Below are 22,921 nucleotides of genomic sequence, written 5' to 3'. Positions count from 1 at the left end.
AGAGGATCCAGCTATGAGTAGCGGACGTATCGTTCAAATCATCGGCGCCGTCATCGACGTGGAATTCCCACGTGACGTCGTGCCGAGTGTTTACAACGCGCTGAAAGTACAAGGCGCGGAAACCACCCTGGAAGTTCAGCAGCAGCTGGGCGACGGCGTGGTTCGTACCATTGCGATGGGCTCGACCGAAGGCCTGAAGCGCGGTCTGGATGTCGTCGACACCGGCGCTGCCATTTCCGTTCCAGTTGGTAAGGCCACTCTGGGCCGTATCATGGACGTTCTGGGCAACCCAATCGACGAAGCCGGCCCGATCGGCGAAGAAGAGCGTCGCGGTATCCACCAGCCAGCGCCTTCGTTCGCTGACCAGGCAGGCGGCAACGACCTGCTGGAAACCGGCATCAAGGTTATCGACCTGGTTTGCCCGTTCGCCAAGGGTGGTAAGGTTGGTCTGTTCGGTGGTGCCGGTGTTGGCAAGACCGTAAACATGATGGAACTGATCCGTAACATCGCCATGGAACACAGCGGTTACTCCGTGTTCGCTGGTGTGGGTGAGCGTACTCGTGAGGGTAACGACTTCTACCACGAGATGAAGGACTCCAACGTTCTCGACAAAGTAGCCTTGGTCTACGGTCAGATGAACGAGCCACCAGGAAACCGTCTGCGCGTAGCGCTGACCGGCCTGACCATGGCTGAGAAGTTCCGTGACGAAGGTAACGACGTTCTGCTGTTCGTCGACAACATCTATCGTTACACCCTGGCCGGTACCGAAGTATCCGCACTGCTGGGCCGTATGCCTTCGGCAGTAGGTTACCAGCCGACCCTGGCTGAAGAGATGGGCGTTCTGCAAGAGCGCATCACCTCCACCAAGGAAGGTTCGATCACCTCCGTCCAGGCCGTATACGTACCTGCGGACGACCTGACCGACCCGTCGCCAGCGACCACCTTCGCCCACTTGGACGCCACCGTCGTTCTGTCCCGTGACATCGCCTCCCTGGGTATCTACCCAGCGGTCGACCCACTGGACTCGACTTCGCGCCAGCTGGACCCGAACGTGATCGGCAACGAGCACTACGACACCGCTCGTGGCGTTCAGTATGTTCTGCAGCGCTACAAAGAGCTGAAAGACATCATCGCGATCCTGGGTATGGACGAACTGTCCGAGACCGACAAGCAACTGGTAGCCCGCGCTCGTAAGATCCAGCGCTTCCTGTCGCAGCCGTTCTTCGTGGCCGAAGTCTTCACCGGCTCGCCAGGCAAGTACGTTTCGCTCAAGGACACCATCGCTGGCTTCAGCGGCATCCTCAAAGGTGACTACGACCACCTGCCAGAACAAGCGTTCTACATGGTCGGCAGCATCGACGAAGCGATCGAGAAAGCCAAGAAACTGTAATTCATGCGCCCCGCAAGGGGCGCTATCAGGTTGAGGCAAGCAGATGGCTATGACAGTCCATTGCGACATCGTCAGCGCGGAAGGAGAGATCTTCTCCGGCCTGGTCGAGATGGTAGTTGCGCACGGTAACCTGGGTGATCTTGGTATCGCTCCGGGCCACGCGCCGCTGATCACCAATCTCAAGCCTGGTCCGATCACGCTGACCAAGCAGGGTGGCACTCAAGAGGTGTTCTACATCTCCGGTGGCTTCCTCGAAGTGCAGCCGAACATGGTCAAGGTTCTTGCCGACACCGTGCAGCGCGCTGCCGACCTGGACGAAGCTCAGGCTCAGGAAGCCCTCAAGGCTGCTGAGAACGCGCTGAACACTAAAGGCTCGGACTTCGACTACGGCGCTGCTGCTGCACGTCTGGCCGAGGCTGCAGCTCAGCTGCGTACTGTCCAGCAAATGCGCAAAGGCAAGTAACCTGGCATTTGCCGGTCACTTCCGCTGCGATTGAGTAAAAGGGTAGCCTCGGCTACCCTTTTTCTTTTTCAAGAATTTAGTCCCCGGTCATTTCCCTGACCGCCCAGGATTGGTAGCCAGTCAATGTCCCTCGATATCGTCATTCTCGCCGCAGGCCAAGGCACCCGTATGCGCTCGGCACTGCCCAAGGTGCTGCACCCGGTAGCCGGCAACTCCATGCTTGGCCATGTTATCCACAGCGCTCGCCAACTGCAGCCCACGGGCATCCACGTGGTCATTGGCCACGGTGCCGAGCTTGTGCGTGAACGCCTGGCCGCCGACGACCTGAACTTCGTCATGCAGGACAAGCAGCTGGGCACTGGCCACGCTGTCGCCCAGGCCCTGCCGGCGGTCACCGCCGATACCGTGCTGGTGCTGTATGGCGATGTGCCGCTGATCGAGGTGGAAACCCTGCAGCGCCTGCTGGCCAAGGTCAGCGCCAGCCAGCTGGGCCTGCTGACGGTCAACCTCGCCGACCCGACCGGCTATGGCCGCATTGTTCGTAACGAGCAAGGCGCGGTCAGCGCAATCGTCGAGCACAAGGATGCCAGCGAAGCACAGAAGGCGATCAAAGAGGGCAACACCGGTATCCTCGCCATGCCGGCGGCTCGCCTGGCCGACTGGATGGGCCGGCTGTCCAACAACAACGCCCAGGGCGAGTACTACCTCACCGACGTGATCGCCATGGCTGTGGCCGATGGCCTGGTGGTCGCCACCGAGCAGCCCCACGACCCGATGGAAGTGCAGGGTGCCAACGACCGCCGCCAGCTGGCGGAGCTTGAGCGTCACTATCAACTGCGCGCTGGTCACCGTCTGATGGCCCAGGGCGTCACCCTGCGCGACCCGGCGCGTTTCGATGTGCGTGGTGAGGTCAGCGTCGGGCGCGATGTGCTGATCGATATCAACGTCATCCTCGAGGGCAAGGTGGTCATCGAGGACAACGTACAGATCGGTCCCAACTGCGTGATCAAGGACAGCACCCTGCGCAAGGGCGTGGTGATCAAGGCCAACAGCCATCTTGACGGTGCCGTGATGGGCGAAGGCAGCGATGCCGGCCCGTTCGCTCGCCTGCGCCCAGGCAGCGTGCTGGAGGCAAAGGCCCATGTGGGTAACTTCGTCGAGCTGAAGAACGCCCACCTGGGCGAAGGTGCCAAGGCTGGCCACCTGACTTACCTGGGCGATGCCGAGATCGGCGCGCGTACCAACATCGGTGCGGGCACCATCACCTGCAACTACGACGGCGCCAACAAGTTCCGCACTGTGATGGGCGAGGACGTGTTCATCGGCTCCAACAACTCACTGGTGGCGCCTGTGGAAATCCAGGCCGGTGCCACCACTGCCGCAGGCTCGACCATCACCCAGACGGTCCCGGCCGGCCAGTTGGGCGTGGCGCGTGCACGGCAACGCAACATCGAAGGCTGGAAACGGCCGGAGAAGATCAAGAAGGGCTGAGTTATCCACAGCGGTTTCGATCGAAAGCCGGCTTATGTGAATAAGCCGGCTTTTTTGTCGGTGCTTGCTCAATCACTGTGGGAGCGGGCTTGCCCCGCGATAACGTCGATGTCCATTCGTGGAGCAAGCCAGCGCTCACGATGTGTGCCCGTGTCTTGACTGAACATCGATTTTAGGTTTTGATTGCGCCACCTAACTTTCGAATCGAAACTTAAAGCAGCCATGTCGAAACGAAACACCCCTCAACGTCGCCACAACATCCTGGCTGTGCTCTCCGAGCAGGGCGAAGTGAGCGTCGACGCCCTGGCCAAACGTTTCGAAACCTCGGAGGTGACCATCCGCAAGGACCTCGCCGCCCTGGAAGCCAACGGCCTGCTGTTGCGCCGCTACGGTGGTGCAGTGACCATGCCCCAGGAGCTGCTGGCGGAGACGGTACAGCCGGTGTCCCAGTACAAGCAGGCCATCGCCCGGGCCGCAGTCGAACGCATCCGTGAGCACGCGCGCATCATCATCGACAGCGGCAGCACCACTGCGGCGATGATTCCCCAGCTCGGGCGCCAGCCTGGCCTGGTGGTGATGACCAACTCGCTCAATGTGGCCCGCGCCATCAGCGAGCAGGAACACGAGCCGGTGCTGCTGATGACCGGCGGCACATGGGACCCGCATTCGGAGTCGTTCCAGGGCCAGGTGGCCGAGCAGGTTCTACGCTCATACGATTTCGACCAGCTGTTCATCGGCGCCGACGGCATCGACCTGGAGCGTGGCACCACCACCTTCAACGAACTGCTGGGCCTGAGCCGGGTCATGGCCGAGGTGGCCCGCGAGGTGATCGTGATGGTCGAGTCGGACAAGGTCGGCCGCAAGATCCCCAACCTGGAGCTGCCCTGGAGCAGCGTCAGTACCCTTATTACCGATGATCGCCTGCCCGCCGAGGCACGCGACCGCATTCAAGCCCGCGGCATCAATCTGATCTGCGCCGCTATCAGCTAGGAGCAACAACTTATGTGTGGAATCGTTGGTGCCGTTGCCGAGCGCAATATCACAGCAATCCTCATCGAAGGCCTCAAGCGCCTCGAGTACCGTGGCTATGACAGTGCCGGCCTGGCCGTCTACAGCCAGCAGGGCGGCCTTGAGCGCCGTCGCCGTATCGGCAAGGTCAGCGAACTGCAAGCCGCCGTCAGCGCCGAACCGCTGGCCGGGCAGCTGGGTATCGCCCACACCCGTTGGGCCACCCACGGTGCACCGACCGAGGCCAACGCCCACCCGCACTTCTCTGGCCATGACGTGGCCGTGGTGCACAACGGCATCATCGAAAACCACGAAGCCCTGCGCGAAGAGCTCAAGCAGCTGGGTTACGTGTTCACCTCGCAAACCGACACCGAGGTGATCGTTCACCTGATCCACCACCTGCTCAAGACCATTCCGGACCTGACCGACGCCCTCAAGGCTGCGGTCAAGCGCCTGCATGGCGCCTATGGCCTGGCCGTGATCAGCGCCAGCCAGCCGGACCGCCTGGTAGCTGCCCGCAGCGGTAGCCCGCTGGTGATCGGCCTGGGCCATGGCGAGAACTTCCTGGCGTCCGACCAGTTGGCCCTGCGCCAGGTCACCGACCGCTTCATGTACCTGGAAGAGGGTGACATCGCCGAAATCCGCCGTGACCAGGTACAGATCTGGGACCAGGCCGGCCAGCCGGTTCAGCGCGAGACGGTGCAGTACCACGAAGGCGCCGAAGCCGCGGAGAAGGGCAACTATCGCCACTTCATGCTCAAGGAGATCCACGAGCAACCGACCGTGGTGCAGCGCACCCTCGAAGGCCGTCTGGCCAAGGACCACGTGATGGTCCAGGCTTTCGGCCCCCAGGCCGCCGAGTTGTTCGCCAAGGTGCGCAACGTGCAGATCGTCGCCTGTGGTACCAGCTACCACGCCGGCATGGTCGCCCGTTACTGGCTCGAAGAGCTGGCCGGCATTCCCTGCCAGGTGGAAGTGGCCAGCGAGTTCCGCTACCGCAAGGTGGTGGTGCAGCAGGACACCCTGTTCGTCTCCATCTCGCAGTCCGGCGAAACCGCCGATACCCTGGCCGCCCTGCGCAATGCCAAGGAACTGGGCTTCCTCGGTAGCCTGGCGATCTGCAACAAGGGCATCAGCTCGCTGGTGCGCGAATCCGACCTGACCCTGCTGACCCTGGCCGGCCCGGAAATCGGCGTCGCCTCCACCAAGGCCTTCACCACCCAGCTGGTGTCGCTGATGCTGCTGACCCTGGCCCTGGGCCAGGTGCGCGGCACGCTGCAGGCCGGCGTCGAAGCCGAACTGGTTGAAGAACTGCGCCGCCTGCCGGCCCGCCTGAGCGAAGCCCTGGCGATGGACGGCGTGGTGGAGAAGATCGCCGAGCTGTTCGCCGACAAGCACCACACCCTGTTCCTTGGCCGGGGCGCGCAGTACCCGGTGGCCATGGAAGGTGCGCTCAAGCTCAAGGAAATTTCCTATATCCACGCCGAAGCCTACCCGGCCGGTGAGCTCAAGCACGGCCCCTTGGCGCTGGTCGACAACGACATGCCGGTGGTCACCGTGGCGCCGAACAACGAGCTGCTGGAAAAGCTCAAGTCCAACCTGCAGGAAGTGCGCGCCCGTGGCGGCGAGCTGGTGGTGTTCGCTGACGAGCACGCCGGCATGAGCAACGGCGAGGGCACCCATGTGATCAAGGTGCCGCACATCGCTGACGCCCTGGCACCGATCCTCTACACCATCCCGCTGCAGCTGCTGTCGTACTACGTTGCCGTGCTCAAGGGCACCGACGTTGACCAGCCGCGTAACCTGGCCAAGTCGGTGACGGTGGAGTAACAGACAGGCTCTGCGCTCATGCCAAACAGTTAACGTTTCATCGCCACTAATGGGGCTGCTTTGCAGCCCTTCGCGGGTGAACCCGCTCCCACAGGATTGCGTAAAGCCTCAAGCTGGCGCGAAATCTGTGGGAGCGGGTTTACCCGCGAAGGGCCGCAAAGCGGCCCCATTTGTCTTTTCCAGGGTCGCGTTCTCGAATCCCACGACTTACGTGAAGTCCGTCGCACGTCCGTCGCCCAGGAAATTTCCAACATCATGCGTCTGGCATGGATCAATGTTTTCACTCAGCGTTTGCCCTAACGTCCCCCGACCCACCAGTCATCAAGGACGACAGGAAATGCAGACGTTGCAACGAAAGCACGATATCCAGCCATTGGAAGGCGCGGAAATGACCCTGCTGGTCAATGGCCTGCCGGCAGTGGCCAGCGCGGGGGAGACCGTCCTCAGCGTGCTCAATGCCATTGGCCTGCGCCAGCTGGCGCGCAATGACCACGACCAGCTCAGCGGCGCCTTTTGCGGCATGGGTGTGTGCCACTGCTGCCTGGTGCAGATTGACGGGCGGCCCAAGCGCCGGGCGTGCCAGACGGTGGTCAAGCCGGGCATGCAGATCGAGACCGAAGTGAACCGCATGCACGGGGAGGCCCGCTCATGAGCCTTCGCCCAGTGATCGTCGGTGCTGGCTCAGCTGGCATGGGGGCGGCCATCGAGCTGGCCGCCCACGGCGTCGACAGCCTGCTGTTCGACGAAGCCTCGCGCCCAGGTGGGGTGGTTTACCGCGGCCCGTTGCGTGCCGGCATCGACCTCGGTTACCTAGGCCCGCGCTACGCCAAGGCCCTGAACACCCTGCACGAGGACTTTGCCGTCAGCGCCAGCCATATCGACCTGCGCCTCAACCACCGCGTGGTGGGCGGCGATGACCAGCGCCTGATGGTGCTCGATGGCGACGAGCAACTGCACGAGATCGACTATTCCCACCTGCTGCTGGCCGCCGGCTGCCACGAGCGCAATGTGCCGTTCCCCGGCTGGACCCTGCCGGGGGTGATCCTGCTGGGCGGGCTGCAGTTGCAGATCAAGAGCGGCGTGGTCAAGCCGCTGGGCAGCACCTTGATCGCCGGCACCGGGCCGTTGCTGCCCTTGGTTGCGTGCCAGCTGCATGCCGCCGGGGCCAAGGTCAGCGGGGTATATGAAGCCTGCGCGTTCAACCGCATCGCCAAGGAAAGCCTGGCGCTGATGAACAAGCCGCAGCTGTTCCTCGATGGCCTGAGCATGCTCGCCTACATGAAGCTCAACGGCATCCCCATGCACTACGGTTGGGGCGTGGTGGGGGCCACGGGCGAGGATGAGCTGTGCGAGGTCAGCGTCGCGCCCTACACCCAGGACTGGAAGCCGGACATGACCCGCGTCCAGCGCGAGACGGTGCAGACGCTGGCGGTGGGCTACGGCTTCATCCCACGCACCCAGCTCAGCCAGCAACTGGGCCTGGAACACGGTTTCAGCGAAGACGGCTACCTGCGCGCGGTGTGCAACGTGTGGCAGCAGAGCAGCCGCCCGAACACTCACCTGGCGGGTGACATGGCCGGTATCCGTGGTGGCGAGGCGGCGATGCTGACCGGGCGTATCGCTGCACTGTCGATGCTCCTGCAGATGGGCAAGCTCAATGCCGAACAGGCCATCGAACGGCGCGAGCTGTATCTGGGCAAGCTCGCCGCGATCAAGCGCTTCCGCGCGGGCGTGGAACGCTTCACCGCACGGGGGGCTGCGCAGGTCGAACTGCCCCAGGCCGACACGGTGATCTGCCGTTGCGAACACGTCACCCGCGAGCAGATCGACCTGGCGCTGGAACAGGGCGTGCAGGACATGGCCAGCCTGAAGATGCGCACCCGGGTGAGCATGGGCGACTGCCAGGGGCGCATGTGCGTCGGTTACTGCAGCGATCGCCTGCGTAGCGTCACCGGGCGCCAGGATGTCGGCTGGCTGCGCCCGCGCTTCCCGGTGGACCCGATCCCGTTTTCCGCATTCGCACACCTCGGCACGGAGGCCTGAGCATGGCCAAGCACTACGACATCATCATCGCCGGTGGCGGCGTGATCGGCGCGTCCTGCGCCTACCAGCTGTCCAAACGCAGCAACCTGAAAATCGCCCTGATCGACAGCAAGCGCCCGGGCAACGCCACGCGCGCATCGGCGGGTGGCCTGTGGGCCATCGGCGAATCGGTGGGGCTGGGCTGTGGGGTGATCTTCTTTCGCATGATGTCCTCGCGCAGCAAGCGCGAGGCCAATGGCGCGGCGGTGGTGGTCGACTCCAGTACCCCGCATATCCTGCCGCCGTGCTTCTTCGACTTCGCCCTGCAGTCCAACGCGATTTATCCACAGCTGCACCGCGAGCTGATCGAGCGCCACGGCATGGACTTCAAGTTCGAGCGCACCGGGCTCAAGTACATCATCCAGGATGACGAGGACCAACTGTACGCCGAGCACATCGTCAAGCAGATCCCCCACCTGGCCGACCAGGTACGCTGGCTCGATCGCGACGCGCTGCGGGCCTCGGAGCCAGCGGTGACGCAGCAGGCCAATGGCGCGCTGGAGTTCCTCTGCGATCACCAGGTGAGCCCGTTCCGACTGGGCGATGCTTTCCTGGAGGCGGCGCGGCAGAACGGTGTCGACCTGTACCCCAACGTGAATATCACCGGGGTGCTGCATGAAGGCTCGCGGATCAAGGGCGTGCGCACTGCCGAAGCCGGCGAGTTCCACTGCCACACACTGATCAACGCCGCGGGCGCCTGGGCTGCCGAGCTGAGCGAGTGGGCGACGGGCCTGAGCATTCCGGTCAAGCCGGTAAAGGGCCAGATCGTGCTGACCGAGCGCCTGCCCAAGCTGCTCGATGGCTGCATCACTACCAGCGATTGCTACATGGCGCAGAAGGACAATGGCGAGATCCTGATCGGCAGTACCACTGAAGAGAAAGGCTTCGATGTCAGCAACACCTTCCCGGAGATCAGTGGGCTGGTGCAGGGGGCCATCCGTTGTGTGCCGGAGCTGGCGCAGGTGAACCTCAAGCGCACCTGGGCCGGGCTACGCCCGGGGTCGCCGGATGAGCTGCCGATCCTCGGGCCTGTGGATAATGTCGAGGGGTACTTCAATGCCTGTGGACACTTCCGCACCGGGATCCTGACGTCGGCGATCACCGGGGTGCTGCTGGACAAGGTTGTCCACAACGAGGCGTTGCCGCTGGATATCACGCCGTTCCTGGCGTCGCGGTTCCGGGAGGGTGTGGAGCAGAAGCTGGCGCACGGCTGATGGGCGGATGTCAGTGCAACTGTCTTGCTCGCTATTCAAACAGTTGAGCGATCCTTGTGGGAGCGGGTTTACCCGCGAACACGGGCATAGCCCGTGCCAGGCACCGAGGTGTCATCTTCGCGGGTAAACCCGCTCCCACATGGATGAACGACAGACTTGCCGATCAGATCTGCATCGCCATCCCATCCACATTCATCGCCGCCTGGCGCAGGGCCTCGGAACGGGTCGGGTGCGGGTGGCAGGTAAGGGCGATGTCTTCGGCCGAGGCCGAGAACTCCATGGCCACGCAGAACTCGCCGATCATCTCGCTGACGCTCGGGCCGACCAAGTGCACACCCAGCACCTCGTCGGTGTTGGCGTCGGCGAGAACCTTGGCGAAGCCTTCGGTCTCATGGTTGATCTTGGCGCGGCTGTTGGCCGTGAAGGGGAACTTGCCGACCTTGTAGGCACGGCCTTCGGCCTTGAGCTGCTCTTCGGTCTTGCCGACAGTGGCCAGCTCCGGGCGGGTATAGATGACGCCCGGGATCAGGTTGTAATTGACCTCGTGCGGCTTGCCGTGGATGCGTTCGATGCAGGCCACGGCTTCATCCTCGGCCTTGTGCGCCAGCATCGGGCCGGAGGTGACGTCGCCGATCACCCAGATGCCCGGGACCGAACTGCGGTGATGGTCGTTGGCCAGCATGCCGCGCTTGTCGGTCTCCAGGCCCACGCTCTCCAGGTTCAGGCCCTGGGTATACGGGCGACGACCGATGGCCACCAGCACGTAGTCGGCCTGCAGGGTTTCGGCGCTGCCGCCAGCGGCAGGCTCCAGGGTCAGGCTGACACCATCGGCCGAAGCGCTGGCCTGGGTGACCTTGCTGCCGAGCTTGAAGGCCATGCCTTGCTTGGCCAGCGCCTTTTGCAGGGTCTTGGCGGTTTCTTCGTCGGTGCCTGGGCAGATGCGGTCGAGGTACTCGATCACCGTCACCTCGGCACCGAGGCGGCGCCACACCGAACCCAGCTCCAGGCCGATCACGCCGGCGCCGATCACGATCAGGTGCTTGGGCACCTGGGGCAGGGAGAGGGCGCCGGTGGAGTCGATGATGCGCTGGTTGTCGATGGTCACGCCCGGCAGCGGGGTCGGTTCGGAGCCGGTGGCGATGACGATGTCCTTGGCCTGCAAGGTGGTTTCGCTGCCGTCCTCGGCCTTGACGACGACCTTGCCGACGCCGTCCAGGCGGCCCCAGCCCTTGACCCAGTCGACCTTGTTCTTGCGGAACAGGTACTCGATGCCCTTGGTCAGGCCGGTCACGCTTTCATCCTTCTGTTTCATCATCTGCGCCAGGTTCAGGCTCGGCTTGACCTCGATGCCCAGGTGCGCGAACTCGTCACCGCTGGCCGCCTCGAACAGCTCGGAGGCGTGCAGCAATGCCTTGGAGGGCATGCAACCGACGTTCAGGCAGGTGCCGCCGAGGGTCGATCGGCCTTCCACGCAGGCCACGCTCATGCCCAGCTGGCCGGCCCGGATCGCTGCGTTGTAGCCGCCGGGGCCGCCGCCGATGATCACCACGTCATAGGATTTCATGGGTTAGTTACTCCAAGGGTGAGGAAGCGAAGAGGGGCATAAGGTTAGTCTGAGCGCAGCAGATTGTATACAATCTGCTGCGTTGGCCGTGCCAGATAGTTCTAGACCATGGTCGCGCTTAACGGAAACTTCGTACGAATGAACTACCCTCATGCGGTAGCGTCCGACTTGATAAGACGTGGCGTTCCGAATCCGTGAAAGGGAGGGTCATGAATGCTTGCGCAACTTCCACCCGTTTTGCAGAGCCTGGACATACCGTTGCGGGTCAAGCTGTGGGACGGCAACCAGTTCGATCTGGGGCCCAGTCCGCAGGTCACCATCGTGGTCAAGGACCCCCAGCTTATCGCCCAGTTGACCCACCCCAACCTGGAAGCACTGGGTTCGGCATTCGTCGAAGGCCAACTGGAGCTCGAAGGCGATATCGGCGAAGTGATCCGGGTGTGTGACGAGCTTAGCCAAACGCTGCTCAAGGACGAGGACGACGTGCTGCCGCAGCGCACCTCTCACGACAAGAGCACCGACGCCGAAGCCATCTCCTACCACTACGACCTGTCCAATGCGTTCTACCAGCTGTGGCTGGACCCGGACATGGTCTATTCCTGTGCCTATTTCAAAGAGCCGGACAACACCCTGGCCCAGGCCCAGCAGGACAAGTTCGATCACCTGTGCCGCAAGTTGCGCCTGCAGGGCGGTGACTACCTGCTGGACGTCGGTTGCGGTTGGGGTGGGCTGGCGCGTTTTGCCGCCCGTGAGTATGGCGCCAAGGTGTACGGCATCACCCTGAGCAAAGAGCAGCTGAAACTGGGCCGACAGCGGGTCAAGGAGGAGGGGCTGGGCGACAAGGTCGACCTGCACATTCTCGATTACCGTGACCTGCCCGAGGATGGCCGCTTCGACAAGGTGGTCAGCGTCGGCATGTTCGAGCACGTCGGCCACGCCAACCTCGAACTCTATTGCCGCAAGCTGTTCAGTGCGGTGCGCGAGGGCGGGTTGGTGATGAATCACGGCATCACCGCCAAGCATGTGGACGGTCGCCCGGTGGGCCGTGGCGCGGGTGCGTTCATCGACCGCTACGTATTCCCCCACGGCGAGTTGCCGCACATCTCGATGATCAGCGCGCGCATCTGCGAAGCGGGGTTGGAGGTGGTGGACGTGGAGAGCCTGCGCCTGCACTACGCCAAGACCCTCAACCACTGGAGCGAGAACCTTGAGAACCAGCTGCACCGCGCCGCCGCGCTGGTGCCGGAGAAGACCCTGCGGATCTGGCGCCTGTACCTGGCCGGCTGCGCCTACGCCTTCAGCAAGGGCTGGATGAACCTGCACCAGATCCTCGCCGTGAAACCTTTCGCCGATGGCCATCACGACCTGCCGTGGACGCGTGAGGACATCTATCGCTGACGGGCTGCCCGGCGTGCCCCTCTGAGGCACGCCGAGGCGCTACAGGATCGGCGAAATCAAACGCGCGATACGCATCCCCAGTTGCTGCAGGCGATGGGTGTCGCGGCTGTCCTCGGCGGTGATCTCCCTGGCCTGTTCGAAGTCGTTCACCAGCATCTGTTCGACCTGGTCGGCGAAGGCGCGGTCCACGGTGAGCAGGGTGATCTCGAAGTTCAGGCGGAAGGAACGGTTATCCAGGTTGGCGCTGCCAATGGCCGTGACCTCATCATCTACCAACACCACTTTCTGATGCAGGAACCCCGGTTGATAGCGGAACATCCGCACGCCCGCGCGCACCGCCTCGAAGGCAAACAGGCTGGAGGCGGCGTAGACGATACGGTGGTCGGGGCGTGCGGGGATGAGGATGCGCACATCGACGCCGCGCAGCACCGCCAGGCGCAGGGCGGCGAAGATCGCTTCGTCGGGGATGAAATACGGGCTGGTGATCCAGACCCGGCGAGTGGCCGAGTGGATGGCTTCGAGGAAGAACAGCGCGCAGGTTTCCTGGGGGTCGGCCGGGCCACTGGCCAGGGCCTGGCACAGCACGCCATCTTCAGGGTAGGTGTCGGGCAGGATCAGCGGAGGCAGCTGGCGCGTGGCCCAGTACCAGTCCTCGGCGAACGATTCCTGCAGGCAAGCCAGTACCGGGCCGCTGATCTGCACATGGGTGTCGCGCCACGGCGACAGGCGCGGGTGCGCGCCGAGGTACTCGTCGCCCACGTTGTGCCCACCGAGAAAGCCCAGCAGCCCATCCACCACGACGATCTTGCGGTGGTTGCGAAAGTTGACCTGGAAGCGGTTGAACAAGCCGCGGCGGGTGGCGAATGCCTGTATCTGCACACCGCCATCGCGCAGCACCTGGCTGTAGCTGGCCGGCAGCGCGTGGCTGCCGACCCGGTCGTACAGCACGAAGACCCTTACCCCTTCTGCCGCCTTGCGCAACAGCAACTGCTGGAGCTCTCGGCCGAGCGTGTCGTCGTGGATGATGAAGAACTGCACCAGTACGGTGTCACGGGCCTTGTCGATGGCGGCGAAGATCGCCTTGAAGGTGGCTTCGCCATCGATCAGCAGCTTCACCTCGTTGTTGGCCAGGCATGGCATGCGCCCCAGCTTGGGCATGGCGCGCAGGGCCGCATAGCTGTCGGACTCGCGAGCGGTCAGGGCTTCCTCCACCCACGGCCGCCAGTTGAGATTGGCCATGGCCACGTGCATCTCCTGGTTGGCATGCCGGCGCGCGTTGATGTACGCATAGAACGAACGGGCACCGAAGATCAGGTAGGGGATGAGCGCAAAGTAGGGGATGAAGAACAGGGGCATGGCCCAGGCGATCGCACCTTGGGCTGTACGCACCGTGAACACGGCATGCAGCGCCGCGATTATGCCGAGCAGATGAATCAGGCCAAGCACGTAACCGAAGAAGTAGGGGCTGTGGTAATCCATACGCATCCTGCTTGCCGTTAGCACTGTCGCTAACAGACCACGTTCGTGGGGGTGGCTGCAACCTGCAAGGGAAAATGACGTCTAACGGCACAGTCCGGCCGGAGCCGGTAATTCGAGGAGCTTTCATCCATGAAGATTCGTCTGCCACTGCTCGCCCTGGTCGTGGGCCTGGGTAGCCCGTTGGTTCACGCGCAGATGCTGCAACCCGGCCTGTGGGAGCTGACCACCAGCAACATGCAGGTCGATGGCAAGCCGTTACCCGACATGCAGTTCATGCTCGGCCAGTTGAAGAATCTGCCGCCGGAGCAGCGGGCGATGATGGAAGGCGCCTTGGCCAAGCAAGGTATCAGTGTGGGTGGCAAGGGCGTGCGTTCGTGCCTGACCCCGGAGCAGGTCAAGACCAACGACATCCCGCTGCAAGACCCTCAATCGGGCTGCACCCAGAAGATCACCGACCGCACCGGCAATGTCTGGAAGTTCCAGTTCAGCTGCCCGAAAGCCCAGGGGCAAGGCCAGGCCACCTTCCTCAGCGACAAGGAGTTCCTGACCAAGGTCAACGGCACCTTCAACGCATCGGGTGTGCAGCAGCAGGGCAGCATGGACACGCGGGCGGTATGGTTGGGCAACGACTGCGGCACCGTGAAACCCCGCAGCTGATCACCACCGCCAGCGGCTGACAGCGACTGCGTCGTGGGCATGCAGGCTCTCTGCATGTTCCACGCGCACGCTGAACGCGCTCACCCACGGCAACTGGCGCAACGCCAGGTGCAGGCGCCGCGCGGCGTCCTCACAGAACATCAGGTTCTGCCCGTTCGCCAGGGCGAAGGCCTGTTCGTCGGCACGCTTCACGGCGGTTTGCACGGCTGTCCCTAAAGCTTGCTCAGCCTGGTCGATCAGCTCAGTCAGTGGCCACGCATCAGCGCCTGGCCGCACCTGTAGCTTGGCCATGCTCCGTTGGCTGTGAGGTGTGGCGACGATGCCACTGCTGCTGCCCAGCCATTGGCGCACGCTGTCCCGGTCCAGCGTTTGGCTGGCGAAATCCTGATCGAACTGCGCCTGGATGAGTTGCCTGGCCAGTGCGGCCGAGCAGGGGCAAGTAGAGGAGTAGGGAATATCCACGGATAGTTCCACGTGGAACATTTCATCTTTCAGCTGTGCATCGAGCCGCACCGGATAGCGTTTCCAGCCGGCCAGAGGGCTGATCAAGGCTGGGCGTTTGAGCAGATGATCGAATTCCAGCTGAAGGTATGCGCTCCTGGAAAGGCCCTGGTGGCTGGAGAGAAACTGCTCGAGGGTCTGGCGAATCAGCGGCAGGCTCAAGGGCTGGTGTTCGAGCGCTTCCAACGCCAGGTACAAGCGTGACATGTGAATACCACGCGTAGCCCCGTCGTCCAGGCTGACGCCTGCGCTGGCATGGGCGCTCAGGCTGCGACCTTCCACCTGCAGCGGCAGGGCGATACCGCACATGCCTACCCAGTCCAGCGACAGGCTGTGTTGGCTGCTTTGCGTGGCGATGTCGGGCAGGGAAAGGCTAAGGCTGGTCATGAATGGTGTCCTGAAAAAGTAAGGCTCAACGGCAACCACCGAGCAGGCTGCAGTGCAGATCGAAGCGCTGGCCGCTGGAGCTCGAGACGCGATTGAGGGTGGTCCAGCCGATACGCCGGCTGTAACCGACCCAGGCTTCGCCATCGCTGGCAAGGCCCGTGAAGAAGGTGAGCGCGCCGTAGCGGCTGTTGGTTTGTGCCCACAGCCGTTTGCCCTGCACTTCATAACCGCGCAGGTAGAAGGTGCTGCCGGCGCTGCGCACGCTGTAGTAGTTGCCCTTGCTGTCCTGGCAGGCCAACAGCGTGGCGCTGCGCGTACACAGCGCCAGGTCGGTGCGGGGCATGGCCAATAAAGAGGCCGGCAGGGCAATCAGCAGCAATGCGCTGGCACGGGGCAATTTCATCGATGAGGCACTCCAGGCAACCCTTCGGTCGAGACGGCTTGGCGAAATTGTATTGTTATAATATAACATGACGCAATGCATCGTTTCGAATGCGCCTGCCCGATGAGGTCCGTCATGCCCAACCGTCTTCCTGTCACCGTGCTGTCCGGCTTCCTCGGCGCCGGCAAGAGCACGCTGCTCAATCACGTTTTGCGCAACCGCGATAACCTGCGGGTTGCCGTGATCGTCAACGACATGAGCGAAATCAACATCGATGCCAGCGAAGTACAGCGCAACGTCAGCCTCAACCGCGCCGAAGAAAAACTGGTGGAGATGAGCAACGGCTGCATCTGCTGCACCCTGCGCGAAGACCTGCTGGAAGAGGTTGCGCGCCTGGCGCGTGAGGGCCGTTTCGATTACCTGTTGATCGAGTCGACCGGGATCTCCGAACCGCTGCCGGTGGCCGAGACCTTCACCTTCCGTGACGAACAAGGGCGCAGCCTGTCGGATATGGCGCGGCTGGACACCATGGTCACCGTGGTCGACGGGCTCAACTTCCTGCGTGATTACCAGGCTGCCGACAGCCTGGCCAGCCGCGGCGAGACCCTCGGTGAAGAGGATGAACGTTCGATCAGCGACCTGCTGATCGAGCAGGTCGAGTTCGCCGACGTGTTGCTGCTGAGCAAGATCGACCTGATCGGCCAACATGAACGTGAAGAGTTGATCGCCATCCTGCGCAGCCTCAATGCCCGGGCGCAGATCGTGCCGATGGTCATGGGCCAGGTTGAGTTGTCGCGAATACTCGATACCGACCTGTTCGACTTCGACCAGGCGGCGCAAGCGCCGGGCTGGCTGCAGGAGCTGCGCGGTGAACACGTGCCGGAAACCGAGGAATACGGCATCGCCGCGACCACCTGGCAGGCCCGCCGGCCGTTTCACCCGCAGCGCTTCTTCGACTTTATCCACACGCCCTGGAGCAATGGCCGGCTGCTGCGCTCAAAAGGGTTTTTCTGGCTGGCCAGCAAGTACCAGGAGGCCGGTAGCTGGTCACAGGCGGGCGGCATGATGCGCCATGGCCTGGCCGGGCGCTGGTGGCGTTTCGTCCCGCGCGAGCAATGGCCGCAAGACGAAGCGGATATGGCGGCGATCCTCAAGCAATGGTCGGTGGACACCGGTGACTGCCGTCAGGAGCTGGTATTCATCGGGCAGAACATCGACTTTGCGCAGTTATCCACAGCGTTGGACGCCTGCCTGCTGAGCGAGGAAGAAATGGCCCTGGGGCCTATGGCTTGGCTACGGCTGGCAGATCCGTTCGGCCCTTGGATCGAGGAGCAGGCGGCATGAAGCTGGCGGCCCAGGTTGTGGATATCTGCCAGGTCTTCGGGCCGTCACCCAAGGTGATGACGGACATGCTCAAGGATGGCGTCAACCTGGCCGTCTGGCAGCGCCAGTTGCCCGCCCAGGTCGAGGATTTCTGTGCGCTGGTGCTGAGCCTCGGCCAGACACTGGCGGACGAGCGGGTGATCGATGTCGACGAGCAGCAGCCGCCACAGCTGCCGGGGCTGCTCAGGGAAGCGGCCGATCTGCATGGCTACGAAGGTTTCGTCGCCGATGTGGCGTGGCTGGTGGCGGCCTACACCTGCCTGCTCGGTGCACGGCGCATCGGCTTGCGCCTGCGGGTACTGGATGGCGCGATGTGCCCGCGTTTTCATGTGGATAACGTGCCGGTGCGCCTGCTTACCACCTATGCCGGTAGCGGCAGCCAATGGCTGGAGGAGGGCGCGATTGACCGTTCAAGGCTGCAATTCGATCAACCTGCTGTGGATAACATCCGCCAGCTGGCGGCGGGTGACGTGGCGCTGCTCAAGGGCGAGAAATGGATTGGCAATGAAGGTGCAGGCCTTATCCACCGTTCGCCGCTGACGGCGCCGGGCGAGCGGCGCCTGCTGCTCAGCCTTGACTGGCTGGCCTGACGGGGCATAGTGGGCCACGCACTTGCCTGATACCTACCTATGTTGCAGAACATTCCCACCCATGTAATCGCAGGCCCGCTGGGCGCCGGCAAGACCAGCCTGATCCGCCAGCTGCTGGCGCAGCGCCCGGCCAACGAGCGCTGGGCGGTGCTGGTCAACGAGTTCGGGCAGATCGGCCTGGACGCGGCACTGCTGGCGCGTGATGACGATGGCATTGCCATCGGTGAAGTGGCGGGGGGCTGCCTGTGTTGTGTCAACGGCATGCCGTTCCAGGTTGGTCTTGGCCGCTTGCTGCGCAAGGCGCGCCCGGACCGGCTGTTCATCGAGCCCTCTGGGCTGGGCCATCCCCGGCAATTGCTGCAGCAGCTGGGGCAGGCACCGTGGCAGGCTGTGCTGGCCGTGCAGCCGCTGTTGATGGTGTTGGATGCCCAGGCACTGGCCAGGGAAGAACCGCTGCCTGAGGCGCAGCGGGCGGCTTTATCGGCAACCGCACTGTTGGTTTTCAATAAGTCGGCATCTGTGGATGAAGCCAAGCGCCTGTTGATAACTGCGCTATTCCCCGGGGTGCCTTCGGTCTGGACGGATCATGGGGCATTGCCGTTGGACCGCTTGCCAGGTTTGTCCACAGTCGCTGACGCCGAGGCGGCTTTGCAGCGGCTGGCTGTGGGCAACTCGATCGCCGCACCATCAGCGCTGTGGACAGATCCATCCGAGCCGATCTGCCAGGCCAATGAGGGCGAAGGGGGTTGGAGCGTGGGTTGGCGCTGGCACCCCAGTCAGCGTTTCGATCCCGCCCAATTGAAGGCCTTTTTGCATGCCTGGCCATGGCGCAGGGCCAAAGGGGTTATCCACAGCCCGCAGGGCTGGCAGTCATTCAACGGCCTTGAAGGCCAACAGCCCGAGTGGCAGCCAAGCGAGTGGTGCAGGGATTCACGCCTGGAGCTGATCTTCGCCGAGGCCCAGCCATTGGCCGAGCTGCAGGCCGCGCTGGCGGCGTGCCGCCTGGATAGCTGATCAGTTGTGCCACCGGTTGTGCTCCTGGCGCCACTGCTGCATCTCGATGACGTTATCGGTGCGTGGCGGGGTCTTGATCTCGAAGGGGTAGGGCGCCAGCTCGATCTGCACGCTGTGCGCGCCGAATTGTGTGACGGTACCCGGGTGGCGTTGCTCGCCGGTGACGGTGAACTCGAAGTTGTAGATGCGTGCCAGGCGCTTGCGGCCATTGGCGTCACGCACGAATGCGATGCGTTTGAGTGCCACGGCGTCGTCCAGCAGCTCCAGGTCTAGCTTTGCGCAATGCTGCTTGACCCGGGCCAGGGCTTTTTCGCGCAGCCCGTGGTTGTGCCACAGCCAGGCGCCGGCGGTCGCCACCAGCATCAGGACGAAGACGTTTTCTAGGGTCAGCATTTGCGTAAGCTCCAGACAGGTCGAGCCAGCTTAACTGTGCCGCTGGCCTGTCGTACAGATGGCATTCGGGTTCATACTGCGCGCCGCACATTTGTTCACACAGTTTCGGAATCGTCCTGCATGAAACGTACACCGCATCTGCTCGCCATTCAGTCCCACGTGGTCTTTGGACATGCCGGCAACAGCGCCGCGGTGTTTCCGATGCAACGGGTCGGGGTCAACGTCTGGCCACTCAACACCGTGCAATTCTCCAATCACACTCAGTATGGACAGTGGTCGGGGGAAGTGCTTGCTCCAGCGCAAATTCCTGCGTTGGTGGAAGGCATTTCCAATATCGGCGAACTGGGCCATTGCGATGCGGTGCTGTCGGGTTACCTGGGCAGTGCCGAGCAAGGGCAAGCAATCCTGGCCGGTGTCGCGCGGATCAAGGCGGTCAACCCCAAGGCGCTGTACCTGTGCGACCCGGTCATGGGCCACGCCGAGAAAGGCTGCATCGTGCCCGCCGAGGTGAGCGAATTCCTGCTCGAGCAGGCCGCCGCCCAGGCCGACATCCTCTGCCCCAACCAGCTGGAGCTGGACAGCTTCTGCGGGCGCAAGGCGCAGTCCCTTGAAGATTGCGTCGGCATGGCCCGTGGGCTGCTGGAGCGTGGGCCGCAGGTGGTGCTGGTCAAGCACCTGAGTTACCCGGGGCGCGCGGAGGATGCGTTCGAGATGCTGTTGGTGACGGCCAAGGAAAGCTGGCACCTGCGTCGCCCGCTGCTGGCCTTCCCGCGTCAGCCGGTGGGGGTGGGCGACCTCACCTCAGGGCTGTTCCTGGCTCGGGTACTGCTCGGCGACAGCTGGGTGCAGGCGTTCGAGTTCGCTGCGGCCGCGGTGCATGAGGTGCTGCTGGAAACCCAGGCCTGCGCCAGCTACGAACTGCAACTGGTGCGGGCCCAGGACCGCATTGCCCACCCGCGCGTGCGTTTCGAGGCGCAGCGCCTGGTTTATTAAATGGCGTCAGTCTTAAGGTCCTGATAGCGCTGCTCCAGCTCCTGGCGGATCTGGCGGCGCTGCTGGCCCTGCAGGAAGCGGCGCTTCTCTTCGCTGTTGAGCGGCTGGCGCGGCGGCACCTTCACCGGGCGGCGATCATCGTCCACGGCGACCATGGTGAAGAAGCAGCTGTTGGAATGGCGTACCGAACGCTCGCGAATGTTCTCGGTGACCACCTTGATGCCCACCTCCATCGAGGTATTGCCGGTGTAGTTGACCGACGCCAGGAAGGTCACCAGCTCACCGACGTGCACCGGCTCGCGGAAAATCACTTGGTCCACCGACAAGGTGACCACATAGGTGCCGGCATAACGGCTGGCGCAGGCGTAGGCGACTTCGTCGAGGTACTTGAGCAGGGTGCCGCCGTGTACGTTGCCAGAGAAGTTGGCCATGTCCGGTGTCATCAGGACGGTCATAGTCAACTGGGCGTTTCCAGGTTCCATAGTGAGCTCACGGTGAAGTTGCGCTGAAGCGGGGCTGGTATCTGCTGACACTTCTGTTCCCCTCATAGAGGTTTCCCATCCTGGTACGGGACGTCGGCTGACGCTCCATCGTCACGCCGATCTTGCCATCAGCGGCGCCGGTTCGGCCGATCTGTTTCTGCATATTGCATCGGCATTTTGCGGCAAGGCGCGATGTTAACCTGACGGGGCCCATGCAACGTGGGCTTTTCCATCTATTAAATCAGTATGTGCCTGCTTTCTGCGTCAGTCGTTTCCGACGGAGGAGTGGTCCGCCACGTGCATTGACACAAGGAGTACTCGCGCCATGCATGCCATCAGCTTCATCCAGGATCTGGCGGTGATCATGCTGGTCGCCGGGGTGGTGACCATCCTCTTCCATCGTCTCAAGCAGCCCGTGGTGCTGGGCTACATCGTTGCCGGCTTCATCATCGGCCCGCACACGCCTCCCTTCGGCCTGATCCACGACGAAGACACCATCAAGACCCTCGCCGAACTGGGGGTGATCTTCCTGATGTTCTGCCTGGGCCTTGAGTTCAGCCTGCGCAAGCTGTTCAAGGTCGGGGCCACGGCGTTCATCGCCGCGTTCCTCGAGATCGTGCTGATGATCTGGATCGGCTTCGAGATCGGCCGCTGGTTCGGCTGGAACACCATGGATTCGCTGTTCCTCGGGGCCATCCTGGCCATTTCCTCGACCACCATCATCGTCAAGGCGCTCAACGACCTGAAGATGAAGAACGAGCGCTTCGCCCAGCTGATCTTCGGCGTGCTGATCGTCGAGGACATCCTGGGTATCGGCATCATCGCGTTGCTGTCGGGCATCGCCGTCAGTGGCTCGGTCAGTTCCGGGGAAGTGTTCTCGACGGTGGGCAAGCTGTCGCTGTTCATGATCGTCGCGCTGGTCATCGGCATCCTGCTGGTGCCGCGGCTGCTGGCCTATGTGGCGAAATTCGAAAGCAACGAAATGCTGCTGATCACCGTGCTGGGGCTGTGCTTCGGTTTCTGCCTGCTGGTGGTGAAGCTCGAGTACAGCATGGTGCTGGGGGCCTTCCTGATCGGCGCGATCATGGCCGAATCGCGCCAGCTGCTGAAGATCGAGCGGCTGATCGAGCCGGTTCGCGACCTGTTCAGTGCCATTTTCTTCGTTGCCATCGGCCTGATGATCGACCCCTCGATTCTGCTCGAGTACGCCTGGCCTATCGTGGTGATCACCCTGGCAGTGGTGCTGGGCAAGATGCTCTCCTGCGGCATGGGCGCATTCATCGCCGGCAATGACGGGCGCACCTCGCTGCGGGTGGGCATGGGCCTTTCGCAGATCGGTGAGTTCTCGTTCATCATCGCGGCGCTGGGCATGACCCTGCAGGTCACCAGCGACTTCCTGTATCCGGTCGCGGTGGCGGTGTCGGCCATCACTACGCTGCTCACGCCCTACCTGATCCGCGCGGCCGACCCGCTGTCGATCAAGTTGGGCAAGGTGATGCCGAGCCGCCTGTCACGGGTGCTGTCGCTGTATGGCGAGTGGTTGCGCAGCATCCAGCCCCAGGGCGAGGGGGCGATGCTGGCGGCGATGATCCGGCGGATCCTGTTGCAGGTTGGGGTCAACCTGGCGCTGGTGATCGCGATCTTCTTCAGTGGCGGTTATTTCGCCGGGCGCATCGGCGAATGGCTCAGCGAGTGGGTGGCGGATGTCAGCCAGCAGAAGGCACTGATCTGGGGTGCGGCGCTGCTGCTGTCGCTGCCGTTCCTGATTGCGGCGTACCGCAAGCTCAAGGCGCTGTCGATGTTGCTGGCGGAGATGGGGGTCAAGCCGGAGATGGCCGGGCGGCACACGCAACGTGTGCGCAGGGTGGTCGCCGAAGTGATCCCGCTGCTGTCGTTGCTGGTGATTTTCCTGCTGCTGTCGGCATTGTCGGCAAGCATTCTGCCAACCAGCGAGCTGCTGTTGATCATTGCGGTGGTGGCGGCGGGGGTGGTGGCGCTGCTGTGGCGCTGGTTCATCCGCGTTCATACGCGGATGCAGATCGCCTTGCTGGAGACGCTGGAGAACAACCGCGATCATTCGCACTGAGCGAGGGAACGCTCTCTGCGCGAGATTTCATCGTCGTCCGAGGGGATGGAGCGGTAGCGATGTCGCCAGGCGCAGAAAGCCTGGCGATTTTACGGGTATTCAATGGCTATGAGCCATTACTTTATGCGGGTATT

The 22,921-nt window shown here is 63.1% G+C and carries 21 protein-coding genes; 15 read left to right on the top strand and 6 right to left on the bottom strand.

The window, feature by feature from the left end; translation table 11 throughout:
• Window positions 1-13: 13 nt before the first annotated feature.
• From atpD to hcnC, 8 genes are all read left to right on the top strand, one after another.
• Window positions 14-1,390: a F0F1 ATP synthase subunit beta gene (atpD, locus tag ACQ4N9_RS01495; protein WP_016489910.1), complete on the top strand. Its 1,377-nt coding sequence runs from the start codon at window positions 14-16 to the stop codon at window positions 1,388-1,390.
• A 43-nt stretch (window positions 1,391-1,433) separates the two neighbouring features.
• A complete protein-coding gene (locus ACQ4N9_RS01490) occupies window positions 1,434-1,853 on the top strand; it encodes a F0F1 ATP synthase subunit epsilon (RefSeq protein ID WP_110994045.1) in 420 nt (139 codons plus the stop codon).
• 123 nt (window positions 1,854-1,976) lie between these two features.
• Window positions 1,977-3,344, top strand: coding sequence for a bifunctional UDP-N-acetylglucosamine diphosphorylase/glucosamine-1-phosphate N-acetyltransferase GlmU (gene glmU / locus ACQ4N9_RS01485; RefSeq protein WP_390969656.1), 1,368 nt, complete (start codon window positions 1,977-1,979; stop codon window positions 3,342-3,344).
• 222 nt (window positions 3,345-3,566) lie between these two features.
• Window positions 3,567-4,334 carry a DeoR/GlpR family DNA-binding transcription regulator gene (locus tag ACQ4N9_RS01480; protein WP_390969654.1) on the top strand — a complete coding sequence of 256 codons (768 nt, stop codon included), beginning with the start codon at window positions 3,567-3,569 and terminating at the stop codon, window positions 4,332-4,334.
• Window positions 4,335-4,346: 12 nt separating this feature from the next.
• On the top strand, window positions 4,347-6,182 hold the full coding sequence (glmS, locus tag ACQ4N9_RS01475) for a glutamine--fructose-6-phosphate transaminase (isomerizing) (protein WP_390969653.1): 1,836 nt from the start codon (window positions 4,347-4,349) through the stop codon (window positions 6,180-6,182).
• Window positions 6,183-6,519: 337 nt separating this feature from the next.
• Window positions 6,520-6,834, top strand: coding sequence for a cyanide-forming glycine dehydrogenase subunit HcnA (gene hcnA / locus ACQ4N9_RS01470; RefSeq protein WP_125466121.1), 315 nt, complete (start codon window positions 6,520-6,522; stop codon window positions 6,832-6,834).
• The gene (gene hcnB, locus ACQ4N9_RS01465; protein WP_390969651.1) at window positions 6,831-8,225 is read left to right on the top strand and encodes a cyanide-forming glycine dehydrogenase subunit HcnB; all 1,395 of its coding nucleotides are present in this window, start codon (window positions 6,831-6,833) and stop codon (window positions 8,223-8,225) included. Before hcnA ends, hcnB begins: the two co-directional genes overlap by 4 nt.
• Before the next feature lie 2 nt (window positions 8,226-8,227).
• Entirely contained in the window at window positions 8,228-9,478 is a 1,251-nt protein-coding gene (hcnC, locus tag ACQ4N9_RS01460) for a cyanide-forming glycine dehydrogenase subunit HcnC (protein ID WP_390969648.1), read from the top strand.
• A gap of 163 nt (window positions 9,479-9,641) precedes the next feature.
• Here hcnC and lpdA read toward each other — a convergent pair whose 3' ends face one another.
• On the bottom strand, window positions 9,642-11,042 hold the full coding sequence (gene lpdA / locus ACQ4N9_RS01455) for a dihydrolipoyl dehydrogenase (RefSeq protein WP_390969646.1): 1,401 nt from the start codon (window positions 11,040-11,042) through the stop codon (window positions 9,642-9,644).
• Window positions 11,043-11,255: 213 nt separating this feature from the next.
• Here lpdA and cfaB point away from each other — a divergent pair, with 213 nt between their 5' ends.
• Window positions 11,256-12,440, top strand: a complete 1,185-nt coding sequence (gene cfaB, locus ACQ4N9_RS01450) for a C17 cyclopropane fatty acid synthase CfaB (protein ID WP_390969644.1) — start codon at window positions 11,256-11,258, stop codon at window positions 12,438-12,440.
• A 39-nt stretch (window positions 12,441-12,479) separates the two neighbouring features.
• On the opposite strand, the gene cls is transcribed toward cfaB, so the two are convergent.
• The gene (cls, locus tag ACQ4N9_RS01445) at window positions 12,480-13,919 is read right to left on the bottom strand and encodes a cardiolipin synthase (protein WP_390969642.1); all 1,440 of its coding nucleotides are present in this window, start codon (window positions 13,917-13,919) and stop codon (window positions 12,480-12,482) included.
• A 129-nt stretch (window positions 13,920-14,048) separates the two neighbouring features.
• Between cls and ACQ4N9_RS01440 the strand changes: the two genes are divergently transcribed.
• Window positions 14,049-14,576, top strand: coding sequence for a DUF3617 domain-containing protein (locus tag ACQ4N9_RS01440; RefSeq protein ID WP_125466115.1), 528 nt, complete (start codon window positions 14,049-14,051; stop codon window positions 14,574-14,576).
• On the opposite strand, the gene folE2 is transcribed toward ACQ4N9_RS01440, so the two are convergent.
• Together folE2 and ACQ4N9_RS01430 are read right to left on the bottom strand one after the other, a co-directional pair.
• Window positions 14,577-15,464, bottom strand: coding sequence for a GTP cyclohydrolase FolE2 (folE2, locus tag ACQ4N9_RS01435; protein ID WP_390969640.1), 888 nt, complete (start codon window positions 15,462-15,464; stop codon window positions 14,577-14,579).
• 25 nt (window positions 15,465-15,489) lie between these two features.
• Window positions 15,490-15,867, bottom strand: a complete 378-nt coding sequence (locus tag ACQ4N9_RS01430) for a glutamine synthetase (RefSeq protein ID WP_390969638.1) — start codon at window positions 15,865-15,867, stop codon at window positions 15,490-15,492.
• A 114-nt stretch (window positions 15,868-15,981) separates the two neighbouring features.
• Here ACQ4N9_RS01430 and zigA point away from each other — a divergent pair, with 114 nt between their 5' ends.
• From zigA to ACQ4N9_RS01415, 3 genes are read left to right on the top strand one after another with little or no spacing between them, the layout of a single operon-like run.
• A complete protein-coding gene (gene zigA / locus ACQ4N9_RS01425; protein WP_390969636.1) occupies window positions 15,982-17,190 on the top strand; it encodes a zinc metallochaperone GTPase ZigA in 1,209 nt (402 codons plus the stop codon).
• Window positions 17,187-17,819, top strand: coding sequence for a DUF1826 domain-containing protein (locus tag ACQ4N9_RS01420; RefSeq protein ID WP_390969634.1), 633 nt, complete (start codon window positions 17,187-17,189; stop codon window positions 17,817-17,819). Before zigA ends, ACQ4N9_RS01420 begins: the two co-directional genes overlap by 4 nt.
• A gap of 39 nt (window positions 17,820-17,858) precedes the next feature.
• Window positions 17,859-18,833, top strand: coding sequence for a CobW family GTP-binding protein (locus tag ACQ4N9_RS01415; RefSeq protein ID WP_390969632.1), 975 nt, complete (start codon window positions 17,859-17,861; stop codon window positions 18,831-18,833).
• Here ACQ4N9_RS01415 and ACQ4N9_RS01410 read toward each other — a convergent pair whose 3' ends face one another.
• Window positions 18,834-19,226: a DUF3301 domain-containing protein gene (locus ACQ4N9_RS01410; RefSeq protein ID WP_125466109.1), complete on the bottom strand. Its 393-nt coding sequence runs from the start codon at window positions 19,224-19,226 to the stop codon at window positions 18,834-18,836.
• A 120-nt stretch (window positions 19,227-19,346) separates the two neighbouring features.
• Between ACQ4N9_RS01410 and pdxY the strand changes: the two genes are divergently transcribed.
• Window positions 19,347-20,219 (top strand): pyridoxal kinase PdxY, encoded by an 873-nt coding sequence (gene pdxY / locus ACQ4N9_RS01405; protein WP_390969630.1) that lies wholly within the window; start codon window positions 19,347-19,349, stop codon window positions 20,217-20,219.
• Here the strand turns inward: pdxY and ACQ4N9_RS01400 are convergent.
• A complete protein-coding gene (locus ACQ4N9_RS01400) occupies window positions 20,216-20,701 on the bottom strand; it encodes an acyl-CoA thioesterase (RefSeq protein WP_110995074.1) in 486 nt (161 codons plus the stop codon). The genes pdxY and ACQ4N9_RS01400 overlap by 4 nt on opposite strands.
• A gap of 325 nt (window positions 20,702-21,026) precedes the next feature.
• Here ACQ4N9_RS01400 and ACQ4N9_RS01395 point away from each other — a divergent pair, with 325 nt between their 5' ends.
• Window positions 21,027-22,787, top strand: a complete 1,761-nt coding sequence (locus tag ACQ4N9_RS01395) for a cation:proton antiporter (protein ID WP_125861183.1) — start codon at window positions 21,027-21,029, stop codon at window positions 22,785-22,787.
• Window positions 22,788-22,921: the final 134 nt, after the last annotated feature.

This window comes from Pseudomonas sp. ES1 (assembly GCF_050586605.1).
Lineage (GTDB): Bacteria > Pseudomonadota > Gammaproteobacteria > Pseudomonadales > Pseudomonadaceae > Aquipseudomonas > Aquipseudomonas sichuanensis.
Note: the sequence above shows the minus strand (reverse complement) of the source record. Positions and strands in the feature narration are given on the sequence as shown.